Source organism: Chlorobium sp., assembly GCF_049593655.1.
GTDB lineage: Bacteria > Bacteroidota > Chlorobiia > Chlorobiales > Chlorobiaceae > Chlorobium.
On sequence record NZ_JBAWHG010000014.1, the window covers coordinates 32,191 to 47,323 of the forward strand.

The 15,133-nt window shown below is 55.7% G+C and carries 15 protein-coding genes and 2 tRNA genes; 6 read left to right on the plus strand and 11 right to left on the minus strand.

From position 1 onward, the window contains the following. The first annotated feature begins 23 nt into the window (after positions 1-23). The 5 genes from ispD (at position 24) to WBP50_RS01920 (ending at position 3,084) form a co-directional block, all read left to right on the plus strand. Positions 24-773: a 2-C-methyl-D-erythritol 4-phosphate cytidylyltransferase gene (ispD, locus tag WBP50_RS01900; protein WP_423931436.1), complete on the plus strand. Its 750-nt coding sequence runs from the start codon at positions 24-26 to the stop codon at positions 771-773. A gap of 57 nt (positions 774-830) precedes the next feature. Further along, positions 831-904, plus strand: a tRNA-Met gene (locus WBP50_RS01905). A gap of 80 nt (positions 905-984) precedes the next feature. Next, positions 985-1,057, plus strand: a tRNA-Gly gene (locus tag WBP50_RS01910). Between the two features lie 52 nt (positions 1,058-1,109). Beyond that, positions 1,110-1,553, plus strand: coding sequence for a hotdog fold thioesterase (locus tag WBP50_RS01915; protein WP_423931372.1), 444 nt, complete (start codon positions 1,110-1,112; stop codon positions 1,551-1,553). 121 nt (positions 1,554-1,674) lie between these two features. Continuing rightward, positions 1,675-3,084 (plus strand): B12-binding domain-containing radical SAM protein, encoded by a 1,410-nt coding sequence (locus WBP50_RS01920; RefSeq protein ID WP_423931373.1) that lies wholly within the window; start codon positions 1,675-1,677, stop codon positions 3,082-3,084. On the opposite strand, the gene WBP50_RS01925 is transcribed toward WBP50_RS01920, so the two are convergent. Then, positions 3,078-3,536, minus strand: a complete 459-nt coding sequence (locus WBP50_RS01925) for a thioesterase domain-containing protein (protein WP_423931374.1) — start codon at positions 3,534-3,536, stop codon at positions 3,078-3,080. The genes WBP50_RS01920 and WBP50_RS01925 overlap by 7 nt on opposite strands. Before the next feature lie 377 nt (positions 3,537-3,913). On the opposite strand from WBP50_RS01925, the gene WBP50_RS01930 reads away from it, so the two are divergent. Beyond that, the gene (locus WBP50_RS01930; RefSeq protein WP_423931375.1) at positions 3,914-5,134 is read left to right on the plus strand and encodes an MFS transporter; all 1,221 of its coding nucleotides are present in this window, start codon (positions 3,914-3,916) and stop codon (positions 5,132-5,134) included. A 78-nt stretch (positions 5,135-5,212) separates the two neighbouring features. On the opposite strand, the gene aspS is transcribed toward WBP50_RS01930, so the two are convergent. The 10 genes from aspS to WBP50_RS01980 form a co-directional block, all read right to left on the minus strand. Continuing rightward, a complete protein-coding gene (aspS, locus tag WBP50_RS01935) occupies positions 5,213-7,033 on the minus strand; it encodes an aspartate--tRNA ligase (protein WP_423931376.1) in 1,821 nt (606 codons plus the stop codon). A gap of 108 nt (positions 7,034-7,141) precedes the next feature. Then, the gene (locus WBP50_RS01940; protein WP_423931377.1) at positions 7,142-7,564 is read right to left on the minus strand and encodes a DNA polymerase III subunit gamma/tau; all 423 of its coding nucleotides are present in this window, start codon (positions 7,562-7,564) and stop codon (positions 7,142-7,144) included. A gap of 149 nt (positions 7,565-7,713) precedes the next feature. Then, positions 7,714-8,898 carry a DNA polymerase III subunit gamma/tau gene (gene dnaX / locus WBP50_RS01945; protein WP_423931378.1) on the minus strand — a complete coding sequence of 395 codons (1,185 nt, stop codon included), beginning with the start codon at positions 8,896-8,898 and terminating at the stop codon, positions 7,714-7,716. Further along, complete coding sequence (locus WBP50_RS01950) at positions 8,895-10,157, minus strand: YihY family inner membrane protein (RefSeq protein ID WP_423931379.1); 1,263 nt, start codon at positions 10,155-10,157, stop codon at positions 8,895-8,897. The genes dnaX and WBP50_RS01950 overlap by 4 nt, the downstream gene beginning before the upstream one ends. Positions 10,158-10,210: 53 nt before the next feature. After that, positions 10,211-11,476, minus strand: a complete 1,266-nt coding sequence (locus WBP50_RS01955; protein WP_423931380.1) for an MFS transporter — start codon at positions 11,474-11,476, stop codon at positions 10,211-10,213. Positions 11,477-11,496: 20 nt separating this feature from the next. Continuing rightward, positions 11,497-12,204 (minus strand): phosphoribosylformylglycinamidine synthase I, encoded by a 708-nt coding sequence (purQ, locus tag WBP50_RS01960; RefSeq protein ID WP_423931381.1) that lies wholly within the window; start codon positions 12,202-12,204, stop codon positions 11,497-11,499. A gap of 14 nt (positions 12,205-12,218) precedes the next feature. Then, positions 12,219-12,473, minus strand: coding sequence for a phosphoribosylformylglycinamidine synthase subunit PurS (gene purS / locus WBP50_RS01965; RefSeq protein ID WP_423931382.1), 255 nt, complete (start codon positions 12,471-12,473; stop codon positions 12,219-12,221). Between the two features lie 27 nt (positions 12,474-12,500). Then, positions 12,501-13,301, minus strand: a complete 801-nt coding sequence (pssA, locus tag WBP50_RS01970; protein WP_423931383.1) for a CDP-diacylglycerol--serine O-phosphatidyltransferase — start codon at positions 13,299-13,301, stop codon at positions 12,501-12,503. A gap of 141 nt (positions 13,302-13,442) precedes the next feature. Further along, entirely contained in the window at positions 13,443-14,276 is an 834-nt protein-coding gene (gene panB / locus WBP50_RS01975; protein WP_423931384.1) for a 3-methyl-2-oxobutanoate hydroxymethyltransferase, read from the minus strand. A 15-nt stretch (positions 14,277-14,291) separates the two neighbouring features. Then, positions 14,292-15,101 (minus strand): lipoate--protein ligase family protein, encoded by an 810-nt coding sequence (locus WBP50_RS01980; protein ID WP_423931385.1) that lies wholly within the window; start codon positions 15,099-15,101, stop codon positions 14,292-14,294. Positions 15,102-15,133: the final 32 nt, after the last annotated feature.

The following is a 15,133-nucleotide window of genomic DNA, read 5'->3' on the forward strand; positions in this document are numbered from 1 at the left end:
CAGCCGTTTTCTCCCCTATGACCATCAATGCCTGTGCCATCATTGCCGCCAGCGGTATCGGTAAACGCATGCAGCTCTCCGACGGCCGCAGCAAGCAGCTGCTCGAGATCGGCGGGCTGCCGGTGATCTATCATACGCTCAGGGCTTTCGAGTGTGCATCCACGATTCAGGAGGTCTACATCGCCACCCGGCAGGAAAACATCGCCACCCTCTGCGCCATGGCCGAAGCGTTCGGATTCAGCAAGGTCAAGGGAGTCATCGAAGGGGGAAAGGAACGGCAGGACTCGATCAGGAACTGCATCCGCGCCATCGAAAACGAAATGGCAGAAAGGGAGAGCAGGCCCGACATCATCATGGTGCACGACGGAGCCCGACCGTTTATCCGGCCCTCGGAAATCGACGACATCTCCCGGCTCACCATGCAGTACGGAGCATGTGTGCCGGCGACAAAACCCAAGGACACCATCAAATTCATAGCAAGCGATCCGGGATTTTTCGGAGAAACTCCCGACAGGAATCGCCTCCTTCAGGTTCAGACTCCCCAGAGCTTCATGAGCGCCCTGCTCATCCAGGCTCACGAACAGGCCGAACTGGAGCAGTGGTACGGTACCGACGATGCTTCGCTGGTCGAACGGTTTTTTCCCGAACAGCCGGTCAGGGTTTATGAAACCGGCTATCACAACATCAAGATAACCACTCCGGAAGACATTGCGGTGGCCGAAGCGATCTACCGGAAACTCCAGGCCGGTGAAGAGATGGCCAGCGAAAAATAAATTGTGAACCCGGTTGTTTTTTTTTCAATAGTTTCCTATACTTACAGCCCGTTAACTGGTGAGGTAGCTCAGTTGGTTAGAGCACAGGATTCATAACCCTGAGGTCGAGGGTTCAACTCCCTCTCTCACCACTTCCGAGTGAAGCTCTGTTGATGGTCGCAGGAAGCGACCCGGAATTCCATGGTGCATCAATAGAGCTTCGCTTGTTCACGCGGGTGTAACTCAGTTGGTAGAGTGTTTGCTTCCCAAGCAAAATGTCGCGAGTTCGAATCTCGTCACCCGCTCTCAAGTCACTACCGGACCACTATCGGAAACACCCTTCCATCAATCCCGCTCATGCAAACATCTTCGATTTTTTCCATCGCCATTTCACCTGAAGAGATCAACGAAACCCAGATTATCGACGGCCAGATGGCGCGCCATCTCGGAATCGAAATGACCGAGGTCGGCCCCGATTACATGACGGCAAAGATGCCGGTAGATCATCGTACGATCCAGCGCATCGGCATCCTGCACGGAGGCGCCTCGCTCGCACTTGCCGAAACGGTAGGGAGCATCGCAGCCTCCTACTGCGTCGACCGGGAACGCAGCTACATTGTCGGCCAGGAGATCAATGCCAACCATATACGGCCGGTCCGGGAGGGCTTCGTCTACGCTACGGCAACCCCGCTGCATCTCGGAAAAAGCTCGCAGGTCTGGGACATAAAAATCCGCAACGAAGAAAATAAACTCGTCTGCGTCAGCCGCTTTACGGTAGCCGTTCTGCGGAAACCCGACTGAAATCCGGAGGTCGCCGGGGAAACTCGTTTTTTCGAATCAGCCGGACGTTTTTTTTTGAAAACTTTTCATACCTTGTTCTTTCGCAGTTTCAGTTTTAAACATTTTTGCCGTCCACAAGGGTATGCAGACAGAACAATCCGACGCTGTGATATCAACGTTTGCCCCCGCCGCAGGTTATTCCGAAGAACTTCTGCAGCAGCTCGCTTCCCGTCAGAAATCAAGAAAGAAATGGCTGCTGGTTCAGCCGGTGAGCAATACCAGCATGATGGTGGACTCGGGAACGGTCAGCATGCCGCTCAACCTCATCATGGTCGCCACGATTGTCGGAAAGCTTTTCGATGTCACCTTTATCGATGAACGGCTCGGCGAAAGTGTTCCCGAAGACCTTTCAGGCTTCGACGTCATCGCCATCACCTCGCGCACGCTGAACGCAAAGAAGGCTTACCGGATCGGCGATACGGCGCTCAAACAGGGGAAAACCGTCATTCTCGGCGGCGTTCACCCCACCATGCTGCACGACGAAGCCTCACAGCACTGCACCAGCGTGGTATACGGCGAAATAGAGTCGATCTGGACGGAACTGGCAACCGATGTGCTCAACGGCAGGATGCAGCCCGTCTACCGGGCAAAGATGCTCAAGCCGATGGGCGACATGCACCGCCCGGATTTCAGTTATGCCCTCAACTCCGGAAATGCGAAAAAGTACAGTTCGCTGATCCCCATCCTTGCAACAAAGGGGTGCCCGGTCGGCTGCAACTTCTGTACGACGCCGACCATATACGGCAAGAACTACCGGTATCGTGAACTCGATCTGGTGCTCGACGAGATGCGCTACCATCAGGAGAGGCTGGGAAAGCGGAAGATCAACTTCTCCTTCATGGACGACAACATCAGCTTCAGGCCGAAGTATTTCATGACGCTGCTCGAAGAGATGGCAAAGCTCGGCGTGCACTGGAATGCCAACATCTCCATGAACTTCCTCGACAAGCCGGAAGTGGCCGAACTGGCCGGACGCTCGGGCTGCGACCTCCTGAGCATCGGCTTCGAATCGCTCAATCCGGAAACCCTGAAAAGCGTCCAGAAGGGCTCCAACCGCCTCGGCAGCTACGAGAAGGTGGTCAGCAACCTGCACAACAACGGCATAGCGATCCAGGGCTACTTCATGTTCGGTTTCGACAACGATACCGAAGAGAGCTTCCAGCTCACCTACGACTTCATCATGAAAAACCGCATCGAGTTCCCGGTTTTCTCGCTGGTGACGCCGTTCCCCGGCACGCCCTACTTCGACGAGATGAAGTCGCGCGTGCGCCACTTCGACTGGGACAAGTACGACACTTACCACTACATGTTCGAGCCCAGCAGGATGAGCGGAGAGAAACTGCTCGAAAACTTCGTGAAGCTGCAGAAGGAGGTCTACAGGGGCCGTTCGATCATGCAGCGCATGAAGGGAAAGCCGCTGAACTGGGTCTGGTTCGTGAACTACATGATGCACCGCTTCACCAAAAAGCTCTCGCCCGAATACTACTACTGAGAGGATTGCGGCATCCGCACCAGCGCGAACTCGCCCTCGAACCTCACTGCAGGACCTCCGCCTGCGGCCTCGATAACCGAACGGAGGGTGATTTTCGCCTTGCCTTTGACGCTGTAGCTGTCGAGAAAACGGCTGAACTCCTCTTCCGGAGGCATCGTCCCGGTGGCGATAATATCGCCCGTAACCGGACTGAGGTATTCGACACACCCCTTTCCTATGACGATACTCCCCTTCACCCCTTTCTCCCGAAGCCTCAGATAGAGCAGACCCCAGCAGGAGAGCACGCAGGCAATGTAGAGACTGCCACCGAACGCCGTTCCGAGATGGTTGAAGTTATTGGCAAGCGGCGCCAGAATCGTCAGTTCCCTTCCACTGTAGCGCTCGACGGTGATGCCCATCGCCTGCGTCAGCGGAATGGCTTTGGTGAGAATATCCTGCAGTTTCTTTTCCATACCTGATCATCTTTCGTTGACAAGAGCCCGGTTCAGGGCGGCCCCGGCGGTTTTCGCGAAACGCGCCTTCTCCAGTAACATACTGCTTTCGGCAAAAGAAACGACCCTCAGGGCACAGCAATGCCGGGATATCTGAAGAATGTGCCGAAAAAAGGCTTTGCCTGTCGGACATTTCGTTATTTTGAAAGACATTCTTTCGAAAATGTCAGCCTTATTTCGATGAAAAGCACGGATTCTTTACGAACTTGCGGCACATTTTCCAACAAGCCTGACACCCATACCCTCGAGACGGGAAACGACGTCAAGGCGCATCGGCGCAAATGCAGGACAATCCGCCCCGCCGTCACAGCCGGAAAAAGAGAGCATATCCTGTATACATGATCCAGCCGCATTCAAGCAAGAACAGTTCATTTTCACGTCTGCTGGCCTTCCGCATTCTCGTTGTACTGGCCTATCAGGTAATTGCCGTCGTTGCCGGATGGCACATCTACGAACTCTCGCGGGATCCTCTCTCGCTGGGACTTGTCGGACTGGCCGAGATCGTACCTTACTTCTGCATGGCCCTCTTCGCCGGCCATGCCATCGACCGTCATTCCAGAAAACTTTTCGGAGTGGCGTCCTGCCTGCTCATCGTCCTCAACGCCCTCATGCTGGCAGGCGTTTCCGACGGGATAATCCGGGGCAACCCGGTCATATGGATCTACGGAGCTATCGCCATAGGCGGTGTTGCCCGGGCGTTCATCGGCCCGACCTACAGCGCCATGTTCGCCCAGGTCCTGCCGAGAAGCGGCTATGCCCGTGGCGCGGCTGCAGGGAGTACCGTATTTCAGCTCGGCCTCGTCGCAGGACCTGCCCTCGGAGGCATCATGACGGCCAGCATCGGAAAAACCGCCAGCTATGCCGTAGCAGCCGTTTTCGGCCTCGGCGCGGCGGCGGTACTGCTCTCCATCAGGACCGAAGCCAGGGCGCCCGCTGAAAATTCTCCGATGATCAGCAGCATTGTCGAAGGCCTTCGGTTCGTGCGCAACAACCGCATCGTTCTTGGCGCCCAGATGCTCGACATGTTTGCCGTGCTCTTCGGAGGCGCGGTCTCGCTGCTGCCGGCTTTCGTCCAGGATGTCTTCAGCACTGGTCCGGAAACGCTCGGATTGCTGCGTGCGGCGCCGGCGCTCGGCGGTATGGCAACCGGTATCATGCTTTCTCGTTGCCCGATCAGCAGGAACAACGGACATTGGATGCTCGGAACCGTCGCCGGTTTCGGGATATGTATCATCGGATTCGCCCTGTCGGGTGATCTTCTGACGGCAGCGATGTTCCTGCTCCTTTCGGGAATTTGCGACGGCGTATCGATGGTCACCAGGACAACGATCATCCAGCTCGTCACTCCGGATGCCATGCGCGGACGTGTGGCAGCAATCAACGGCATCTTCATCGGTTCATCGAACGAGCTCGGCGCGTTCGAGTCGGGGCTTGCCGCAAGGTTCCTGGGGCTGGTGCCCTCGGTGGTGTTCGGAGGGGTGATGACGCTGATCGTAGTGGGCGTAACCGGCTGGTTTGCGCCGGAACTGCGACGCTTCGATCTGAAGCAGCTCGACTGATCACCCCTTCAAAACGCAAAAAGAGGCCTGAAAGCCTCTTTTTGTCACCGTAACTATTCGGGCCCTCTCGCGATGTCCCTACTTTTTCTCCTCTTTTGCGGGCGGAAGCTCGATCTTCAGGCAGAGCTCCTTCAACTGCTGCTCCATGACCTCCGAAGGTGCGGACATCATAAGATCCTGGGCTGACTGGTTCATCGGGAAAGCGATCACCTCGCGGATGTTCTGCTCGTCGCGCAGGATCATGACGAGACGGTCGAGGCCGGGAGCTATGCCTCCGTGCGGCGGAGCGCCAAGTTTGAAAGCATCGATCATGTGCCCGAAACGGCTGTTGACCTCATCTTTCGAATACCCGGCTATCTCGAAGGCGCGGTACATGATGTCGGGGCGGTGGTTGCGGATCGCGCCGCTGGAAAGTTCGATACCGTTGCAGACGATGTCGTACTGGTAGGCCAGGATGTCGAGCGGCTGCATGGTGTCGAGCGCCTCCATCTCGCCCTGCGGCATGGAGAAGGGGTTGTGCGAAAAGTCGATCTTTTTGGACTCTTCGTTGTACTCGTACATGGGAAAATCCACGATCCAGCAGAAGGAGAGCTCGTCGCGATCGAGTTCGAAAAGGTCCCCGAAATACGTGCGCATGCCCCCCATGATCCTGCAGGTTGATTCCCACTTGCCGGCTCCGAAAAACACCACATCGCCGGTCTCCAGGCCGAGCTCGGTTTTCAGGCGCTCCATCTCCTCCTCGCCGAGAAACTTCACCACGGGGCCTTTCGGGCCTTCCTCCCTGAACTGGATGTAGGCAAGACCTGCCGAACCGAGCTCACGGGCGCGTTTTTCTGCCTTGTCGTAGAACAGCCTCGATTCGCCGCCGCGACCCTTGAGCACCAGCGCCTTGACGCACGAACCCTCCCGGGTGTTGGAAGCGAACACCTTGAACGACGAGTTGACAAAAAGCGATGTCACATCCCTGATTTCAAGCGGTATTCTCAGATCCGGCTTGTCGGTTCCGAACCGGTTCATCACATCCTTGTAGCTGATGCGGGGAAACGGATACGCTGTGATCCGCTTCTTCGACATGGTTTCGGTGAGGTGCCGGAACATCCCTTCGAGAATCTCGAAAAGATCATCCTGCTCGATAAAGGCCATTTCCATATCGATCTGGTAAAACTCGCCGGGACTGCGGTCGGCACGGGCGTCTTCGTCCCTGAAACAGGGCGCTATCTGGAAATAGCGGGGAAAGCCCGCAACCATGAGCAGCTGCTTGAACTGCTGGGGAGCCTGCGGCAGCGCATAGAACTTGCCCGGGTGCAGACGGCTCGGCACCAGAAAATCCCTTGCGCCTTCGGGAGAACTCGATGTAAGAATGGGAGTCTGGATTTCGATGAAGCCGCGCTCGACGAGGTAGCTGCGCACTTCGGCAGTGAGGCTGCTGCGGAAAATGATGTTTTCGTGGAGTTTTTCGCGGCGAAGGTCGATAAAGCGGTACTTCAGCCGGAGCTCCTCGGAAGTCTGCACATCGTCGGCTACGGGAAAAGGGAGTGGCTGGGCTTCGCCCTCGAGGCTCAGCGCGCTGACCACAACTTCGATCTGGCCCGATGCGAGACGCGAATTGACGGTTTCGGCGCTGCGCCGGACAACCGTGCCTTCCACGCAGATCACCGACTCCGAGTGCAGATGCCCGGCCGCATCGAACAGGTCCTGCTGCTCGGGCTGGATGACAAGCTGACAGATTCCGGAATGGTCCCTGAGATCGATAAATATCAGCCCGCCATGGTCCCTCTTCCGGTGAACCCATCCCCCGAGCCTGACGGAACGGTTTTCACACTCGGGGCCAAGCTGGCCGCAGTAGTCCGTTCGAAACCTGTTTTGAAGAGTTATCGCCTTCTCTGCAGCTCTATGCATAACTTCTGTTCTCTTTGATAATGATGAATGAATTGTCTGAATGGATAGCCGGAAAAGTCTGAATATCGGGAATTTTTGCTGATTTATAAAACCGGGAGCCTCTCCTGCTCAGTAGATCAGCTCCCCTCCGAACTCCCTGATGATGAACTGGACGACACTGTTGCTGCGCGAGAGCTCGTCGAAAAGCGTGAAAACGGTTTTCTCTTTCGTGCAGGCGTCCTTTTCGGCGTCATAGACAAGACGCAGGTTCAGGGGCAGACGGTAAAACGCGGCAAGCTCCTTCTGCAGCGCCGGAAGTTCCTGCTGAAGCTCTTCGTAGGAAAACTTCCTGCAGCATGAAACCGTCAAAACGCCCCGTCCGGTGCAGGATACGGGCTCACAGGAATTCAGGTGCGCGGAGAGAACGCTGTGATCGGCACGGGCGACCGCTTCGAGAAACTGGTGCCACTCCACCTTCAGCGACTCGATATCGGGTATGGAGCCGGTCAGATCCTCGGCATCCTCAGCCACTCCGGCTGGCGGGGCTGGCATATTCCTGGGGTGCGGCGTAAAACCCGAAGCAAAACCGGAAAGCTTTTTCTGCCAGGAACCGAGATCGATATCGGTGTTTATCGGTTTGGGGACACCCGGCGCCGCTTTGGCGGGAGGCGGCGGTTCGGCCGGCGACGGCACACTGCTTTTCAGTGCTGCATTACGGGCTTTTTTTTTTGCTGCCCGCCGGGAGATTCTGCCGGAGAAACGGATGCGAGATCGATGAGTTTCAGGAGCGCGAGCTCGAAACGGAACCGGTACTCGAACTGGAATTTAAGCTCCCTGGAGGTATTGAGCAGAAGATCGATCATCTGCATGACCACAGCGGGAGAAAACCTCCCTGCATCGCGCAGATAGCGCTCCCGGACCGCATCGGGCCTTTCTACAAGCCTCGGGGAGCGGAGATTCTGAACCATGAGGATGTTGCGCAGGTGCTCGATAAGCTTTTCAAGAAAATCCTGTTCGTCATACCCGTTCTCGATGACAAACTGGGCGGTATCGATCATCGCTGCCGGATTGCGTTCGAGCACGGCGTCGGTTACGGCAAAGAAATGATCGTCGTCAACGTAGTTGAGCAGTTCGGCAACCTTGCTGTAGCTGACACCCCCTTCGCTCTTCCGGTCTACCGAAAAAGCGATGACCTGGTCGAGAATGCTCTGGGCATCGCGCATGGAGCCGTGGGCCTTGCGGCCGACAAGCTGGAGGGCGTCCGGCTCAACCGTTATCCCTTCGGCATCGCAGATCATCTGCAGCTGCTTCTGAATCTCCTCCAGAGGTATCCGCTTGAAGTTGAAACGCTGGCAGCGGGATGCTATCGTAGCCGGAATCTTGTGAAGTTCGGTGGTGGCGAAAATGAAAATCGCATGCGCGGGGGGCTCTTCCAGCGTTTTCAGGAACGCGTTGAAAGCCGCAATCGAGAGCATGTGCACCTCGTCGATGATGTACACCCTGTAGCGGCCTTTCTGCGGACCGTAACGGACATTTTCGCGAAGCGTGCGGATGTCGTCAACGCTGTTGTTCGATGCGGCATCGAATTCCGCAATGTTCAGGCTGGTTCCGGCATCGAAATCCCTGCAGCTTTCGCACTCTCCGCAAGGCTCGGTTACCGTTCTGAGATACTCCGGATCCTCTATGATTTTCTGGCAGTTTACCGCTTTTGCGAAAACCCTCGCCGCCGTGGTTTTGCCTACTCCCCTCAAACCCGAAAAAATATAGCCGTGACCGACCCGGCCCATGCGAAGAGAGTTCTGGATCGTCCTGGTGATATGCTCCTGCGCCGTTATGTCCTCAAATGTTTTCGGACGGTATTTGCGCGCAATGACCTGATAACTCATGATTTGTCAATAAATGAATCCTCCAATAGTGAAGCGAGCGGCACAGCCATAAGTCTTTTCAGGCAAACCGTCACCTCCTCCTCGATCGGGGCAAGAGCCCCGAAAGCAGCGTCGAGGGAATCAGCAGAAGCATCATCCCGGACCAAATCCCCGGGCATGAGCCTGTAGAGATCGAAAAGGGTTGTCCTGTACAAATCAAGACTCACGGCAAGCTCCCCTTTTGCGGTTTCATGGATCACCCCTTTTTCAAGCAGCAGATCGATAATCCTTTCCTGTCCGGCCAACTCCCGTTTACCCGTATGGAGCGGCCAACCTGCCTGCTGCGCCTGCCGGAGAGCACCGAGCACCGAAAGCACCGGAGCCAGACCCTGCAGCGTCCTTGTAACCGTCTCTGCCTGCGGGCCCTTCCTCATCGCCCCAAGGGTGAAAACAAGTTCGGCTCCGGTCAACACCACCAGCCAGCCGAGATAAATCCAGAAAAACAGCATCGGTACAGCCGAAAGCGCACCGTAGATATGTTCAAATGTAGCAAAGCGGCTGACATAAAACACAAACCATTTTTTTGAAAGTTCGAAAAGCAGCGCGGCTGCCGCTGCACCGGAGAGCGCATGCAGAAATTTAACCCGGCAGTTCGGAACCAGAACGTAAAGCAGAAAAAAAGCCGCAAGGGAGTTCATGAACGGAAGGAACGAGATCAGGCGCATTTTCATCTCGAGCAGAGGGCCTTCGGTGAACACGGTAAACCATACGTACGAACTTGCCGCAAGGCTGCCGCCTATAAGCACCGGGCCGAGAGTCAGCACCGTCCAGTAGAGCGTGAAGGCCTGCATCGGTTTTCTGGAAGCACGCACCTTCCAGATATCGTTGAAGATGCTGTCGATGGTTGAAATCAGGGAGAGGGCAATGATGAACAGCAGCATGCCTCCAACAAGCGGCACGCTGGAGGTTTTTGCGATAAACTCCTCGAAATAGCGTTGAAACAGCTCGCCGGAGGAGGGTACGAAATTCTGGAGGATGAACTCTTCGACATAGCGCTTCAATGCCGCAAAAAAAGGAAACACCCTGAGCACCGAAAGCGTCACGGCAAGAAACGGCACCATGGAAAGCAGCGTCTGAAAGGCAAGCGATGCCGCACTGAGAAAAAGCCTGTCGGCAAGAAGATTTTTCAGAAAAAAAGGGCCCATCCGGCGAAAGTAAGCCGGAATGCCGGCAGGATTGAACGTGCCGGAAACAGGAGGTTCCATCATATTTTTTCCCATTGCTGTTCTCCCGCAGATACTGACCGCCGGTTCACCCGTCCCTGCAATCGCGGTCAGCTTTTCTGCACGGCCGGCCGGCCGGATACGCTCGAACTCCTGACCCGGAGCATCAGGAGAAGACCTGCGCCGAAAAACACCAGCAGTGAGGCGAGCGCAACTTTCTGGCTCGAGGCCTGGGCCGATACCATGCCGAATACCAGGGGACCCGCTATTGCCGATGACTTACCGAAGGTCCCGTCATAAAAACCGAAAAACTCCGCAACATGTTCACGAGGCGTCAGTTTGGCCATCATGGAGCGCGAGGCGGCCTGCGAGGAGCCCATGGCCATACCGGCAAGCATGCCCGCCGAAAAAAACAGCTCCTTGCTGTCGGCGAAAACTGCAAGCAGCACAACGCCGAACCAGATCATCAGGGTAAGAACAATGGTTCGTTTCGGACCTATCCTGTCGGTTATGAATCCGAAAACAAGCGAGCCGAAAATGGCGGTGGTCTGCACCAGCATGAAAAAGACCATCAGTTCTCCGGTAGTGAAACCAAGGGTATTCTGGGCGTAGATCGATGAGAAGGCGATAATGGTGAGAATGGCGTCGTTGTAGAAAAAGTATGCCAGAAGAAAGCGGGCGAGGTCGGGATAGCTCATGATGTGGCGGACGGTGTGCTTCACCTCTTTGATGGAGTGCAGGATCAGCTTCAGGGAAATCGCCCGGCCGTCACGCTTCTTCTCGTCGCGGAGCACCAGAAAAAGGGGCAGCGAAAAGATGAGGAAAAAGAGCGCCGTTATGAAAAAACCGGAACGAACGTTGACTGCGTTTTCCGGAACGATGCCCCCGGCGAGAAGCGGACGCATGAGCAGAAGAATGGAAAGCGAACCCAGGTAACCCATGGCGAAGCCATAACCGGACACCCTGCCGATGCTTGTCTCTGAAGTGATCTCCTTCAGATAGGCATCGTAAAAAACAAGTCCTCCTTCAAAGCCCATATTGGCGAGCACAAACAGCATGATTGCCGAAATGGCCATGCCGGTGCCCGAAAAACCCAGCAGCGCCGTTGCGGCCACCGAGAGCATGGTAAAGAAAAAGAGATACCGTTTCCTTTTGCCGGAATAATCCGAAGCTGCACCCAGCACCGGAGAAATGAGGGCGACAAGCAGCATGGAGAGGCTGACCCCGGCCCCCCAGAGAATGTCTCCAAAGGGATCCCCGCTGCAGATTACATTCTTGAAATACAGGGGAAAGGCAAACGTAACCATCATGACGCTGAACGAGGTGTTGGCGAAATCAAACAGCAGCCATGAAAATACTTTATGTTTCTGGGTCACGACATTCAGGATTTATCCCGTTACCGCCGGCCGACGATGCTGCCGAAAACCGATTCGAAAAGCCGCCGTCCGTCGCCCGACCCGAGCAGCGGTTCACTGGCCCTTTCGGGGTGCGGCATGAGCCCCAGCACATTGCCCTCCCTGTTGACAATGCCGGCGATGTTGCCGACGGAACCGTTGGGATTCGATTCGGGAGTGACGTTTCCATCCGGGTCACAGTAACGGAAAGCGATCTGGTCGTTGTCCTCAAGCCTCCGGATAACCTCGGGCGGAGCGAAGTAGTTGCCTTCACCGTGCGCAATCGGGACGGAAAGCACCTCTCCCTGCCGGTAGAGACCGGTAAAAATGGTTGCGGTATTGACCACGCTGATTGCCGTCGGGGAGCAGATGAATTTCTTGTCGCGGTTTCTCGATAGCGCGCCTTCGAGCAGGCCGCTTTCAAGCAGCACCTGAAAGCCGTTGCAGATACCGAGTACCGGATAGCCTTTGCGGGCGAACTCGATCACCTCCAGCATGATCGGCGAAAAACGGGCTATCGCCCCCGCACGCAGATAGTCGCCATAGGAAAAGCCTCCCGGAAGGATGATGACATCCGCATCCTGCAGATCGCGGTCATTGTGCCAGAGCATGACCGGTTTTACGCCGCTGAAGGACGCGACGGCATATTCGGTATCGTGATCGCAGTTGGAGCCGGGAAAAACAACAATTCCTGCAGTTATATCAGCCATAATCGGATTCTAATTTAATTGACTTGTTCCAGCTCGAAAGCGTAGTTTTCCATAACGGGATTCGAGAGAAGTTTCTGGCAGATTTCGTTGCATATCCGCTCGGCCTCCTGGCGGTCCGCCTCGTTGATGCTTACTTCGATGTATTTGCCGATCCTTGCCGAATCGACGGTGGTATATCCCAGATTTTTCAGGGCATGCTCTACAGCTTTTCCCTGCACATCGAGAATGGACTGGCGCAGGGTAACCTTTATTTTAGCGTTGAATGGCATTGTGCGTTCAGGATAGATTGAAAAAAATCAAGTCTGCCACTGCCGGATAAAAAGCCCGAGCGAGCGGATAACCCCGAGCAGAATATACAACAACATGGCAAGAAAAAAAGCCTTCGCCTGAAAGAGAAGTACGCAGAAAATCGCTATCAGATAGAGACTTAGCTGCACCGGCTGCTTCCTGAACGTTTCAACCGTAGGTTTCGGGAGGGCATCGTAATTCACCTTGCTGACCATCAGAATCGAAAGGATGACCGACAACCATCCGAGCACGGATTGAAGCGATTGCGCCGGAAGCATGCGTTCGGAACCCATCCAGAGCACAAAACCGGCAACCGTAAGTGCCTGGGCCGGAGAGGGAAGGCCCGAGAACGACTCCTTGCGGTATCCGATCAGATTGATATTGAAGCGGGCCAGACGAAGACCGCTGCCCACCATGACGAGGGAACTCAGAAAAATACCGGTATAGCCGTCCATGCCCTCCAGCGCAAACCGGTAGACAAGATATGCCGGTGCGGCCCCGAACGAGACCAGATCGGAAAGCGAATCGAGCTCGATACCGAAATCCGACGTCCCGTTTGTCACCCTGGCGACAAATCCGTCGATGGTGTCGAAAAAAGCCGCAAAAATAATGAACCAGCAGGCTGCGGTAAAACTCCCCTCTCCCGACATGACAATGGCGATATAACCGCAGACCATGTTCATGACGGTAAAAACCGATGGCACGAACGAACGGGATACGAAAGGAAGTAAACGGGAACGGCCCTCCGGATCGCTCCGGAGAACGGGCGGATAGCGCTTGCGGGATGTCTGTTTTTCAGCGTCTGCCATAGGTCGTGCTACCGGTTGCCGGGATCTCTGCATCCCGGCATGTCCGAGCGGTTGCCTTCAGGGATCCTCAGTGAAATTTGACCTTAAAGGTACAATCTTTCAGGCGGCTTTGAAAGCATCATCCGGAGAAGAAAACGCTTTTCAGTAGCTCTCGTCGGCGGAAGGAAAACTCCCGGAACGGACATCCTCGACATAGCGCATGACTGCATTTTCAATAACCTCGTCGAGATCCGCATAACGGCGCACAAAACGGGGATGAAACTCGCGGTTGAGACCGAGAATGTCGTTGATCACCAGTACCTGACCGTCACAGGAACCACCGGCGCCGATCCCGATGGTCGGAATGCTCAGTTGCCGGGTCACGGTTTCGGCCAGTTTCGACGGGATTTTTTCGAGTACGATGGCGAAAGCGCCAGCCTCCTCGATCAGGCGGGCATCCTCGAGCAGCTGCTCGGCTTCCCGCTCCTCCTGCGCCCGAACCTTGTAACTGCCGTACTTGTAGATCGACTGAGGCATGAGCCCGAGATGGCCCATGACGGGGATGCCGACATCGGTAATACGTTTGACCGTTTCGGCTATGACATACCCGCCCTCCAGTTTCACGGCATCGCACTCATGCTCCTTCATGATTTTGCCGGCATTGCGAAGCGCCTCCTCGCCGGAAAGCTGATAACTCATGAACGGCATGTCGATAACCACCATGGCCCGGCTTGTTTCGGCCTGCACGCCCTTGACCACCGCCCTGGCATGGTAGATCATCTCGTCGATGGTGATGGGCAGCGTAGTGTTGTGGCCTGAAAAAACATTGCTCGCCGAATCTCCCACAAGAATCACATCGACCCCGGCACGGTCGAGAATGCGCGCCATGGTGAAATCGTAGGCCGTCAGCACGGAAATCTTCTCCCCCTTTTCTTTCATGTCGAGGAGCCTTCTGGTGGTGACATGCGCCGGCTTCTGCTGATTGCCTCGGTTCATTGCTGTCTGTTTTTTTTAGCTGTTTGACGTCACCGGCCCGCAGTCGAGAAAATCTTCAAGCTCATGGCGCTCAAGCATGACCATTTCGAAGCCGTTAAGCCTGAAGAATGCATCCCGCATCAATCCGACCAGCGTGCCGTAACGGGGAATATAACCCAGAACTTCCTGGAGTGAAACTGTTTTCCTTTCCATCTCCCGCAGGGTCGAAGCCGCAGCTTCCCTGCCACCCCCGGCGAGAAGCCCGCTGAGCTCCTTGTGCTTTCCGGTGAGGGGAAGGGAGCCGTGCTGCAGCAGTACCCGACGGGTACGGCGCTGCGCCGAACCGACCAGTTTCCGGCCATCCACCTGAAGCTCGTTGCGGGCCGAAGCCGTAAAGCAGGTTACGGGAGCACCTTTTCCACTCGATTCGCCGAGGGTGGAGCGGCAGAATTCAGCGTCGATGCCGAGAGCTTCGAGGGCGTGCCTGATCACCTCGTGAACCAGACGGTAGATAACGGCGTTCGGCTCGTCGGTTTCCGCAAAAAAGCTGTAGGTAAACTCATCGGCATGAAAAACAGCCCTCCCGCCGGTCGGTCTGCGGACGATATCGATCCCCTCCCTGGCGCAACGCAGGGTATCGATAGCGGAACTATCCTGATTGTACCCAAGCGTCACGGCATGGGGCTGCCAGCCGTAAAAACGCCATAAACAGCTCCCCGAACCGTACCGGCGGTAAAAACGTCCATCGCCAAAGGCCTCCATGAGCATGCAATCGACCTCCATATTGCGTGCGCCGGTCTGCGGGCCGGTATCGACTCCGTATACTGTTGAAAAAAGCCTCTTCACGGATAACCACCTTTTTTTCTGCTTGTAGCGAA

Excerpts from the sequence above, each read along its gene's own strand:
- WBP50_RS01915 (WP_423931372.1), top strand. The coding sequence starts at position 1,110 with ATGCAAACATCTTCGATTTTTTCCATCGCCATTTCACCTGAAGAGATC.
- WBP50_RS01920 (WP_423931373.1), top strand. The coding sequence starts at position 1,675 with ATGCAGACAGAACAATCCGACGCTGTGATATCAACGTTTGCCCCCGCC.
- WBP50_RS01925 (WP_423931374.1), bottom strand. The coding sequence starts at position 3,536 with ATGGAAAAGAAACTGCAGGATATTCTCACCAAAGCCATTCCGCTGACG.
- WBP50_RS01930 (WP_423931375.1), top strand. The coding sequence starts at position 3,914 with ATGATCCAGCCGCATTCAAGCAAGAACAGTTCATTTTCACGTCTGCTG.
- aspS (WP_423931376.1), bottom strand. The coding sequence starts at position 7,033 with ATGCATAGAGCTGCAGAGAAGGCGATAACTCTTCAAAACAGGTTTCGA.
- WBP50_RS01940 (WP_423931377.1), bottom strand. The coding sequence starts at position 7,564 with ATGCCAGCCCCGCCAGCCGGAGTGGCTGAGGATGCCGAGGATCTGACC.
- dnaX (WP_423931378.1), bottom strand. The coding sequence starts at position 8,898 with ATGAGTTATCAGGTCATTGCGCGCAAATACCGTCCGAAAACATTTGAG.
- WBP50_RS01950 (WP_423931379.1), bottom strand. The coding sequence starts at position 10,157 with ATGGGAAAAAATATGATGGAACCTCCTGTTTCCGGCACGTTCAATCCT.
- purQ (WP_423931381.1), bottom strand. The coding sequence starts at position 12,204 with ATGGCTGATATAACTGCAGGAATTGTTGTTTTTCCCGGCTCCAACTGC.
- purS (WP_423931382.1), bottom strand. The coding sequence starts at position 12,473 with ATGCCATTCAACGCTAAAATAAAGGTTACCCTGCGCCAGTCCATTCTC.
- pssA (WP_423931383.1), bottom strand. The coding sequence starts at position 13,301 with ATGGCAGACGCTGAAAAACAGACATCCCGCAAGCGCTATCCGCCCGTT.
- panB (WP_423931384.1), bottom strand. The coding sequence starts at position 14,276 with ATGAACCGAGGCAATCAGCAGAAGCCGGCGCATGTCACCACCAGAAGG.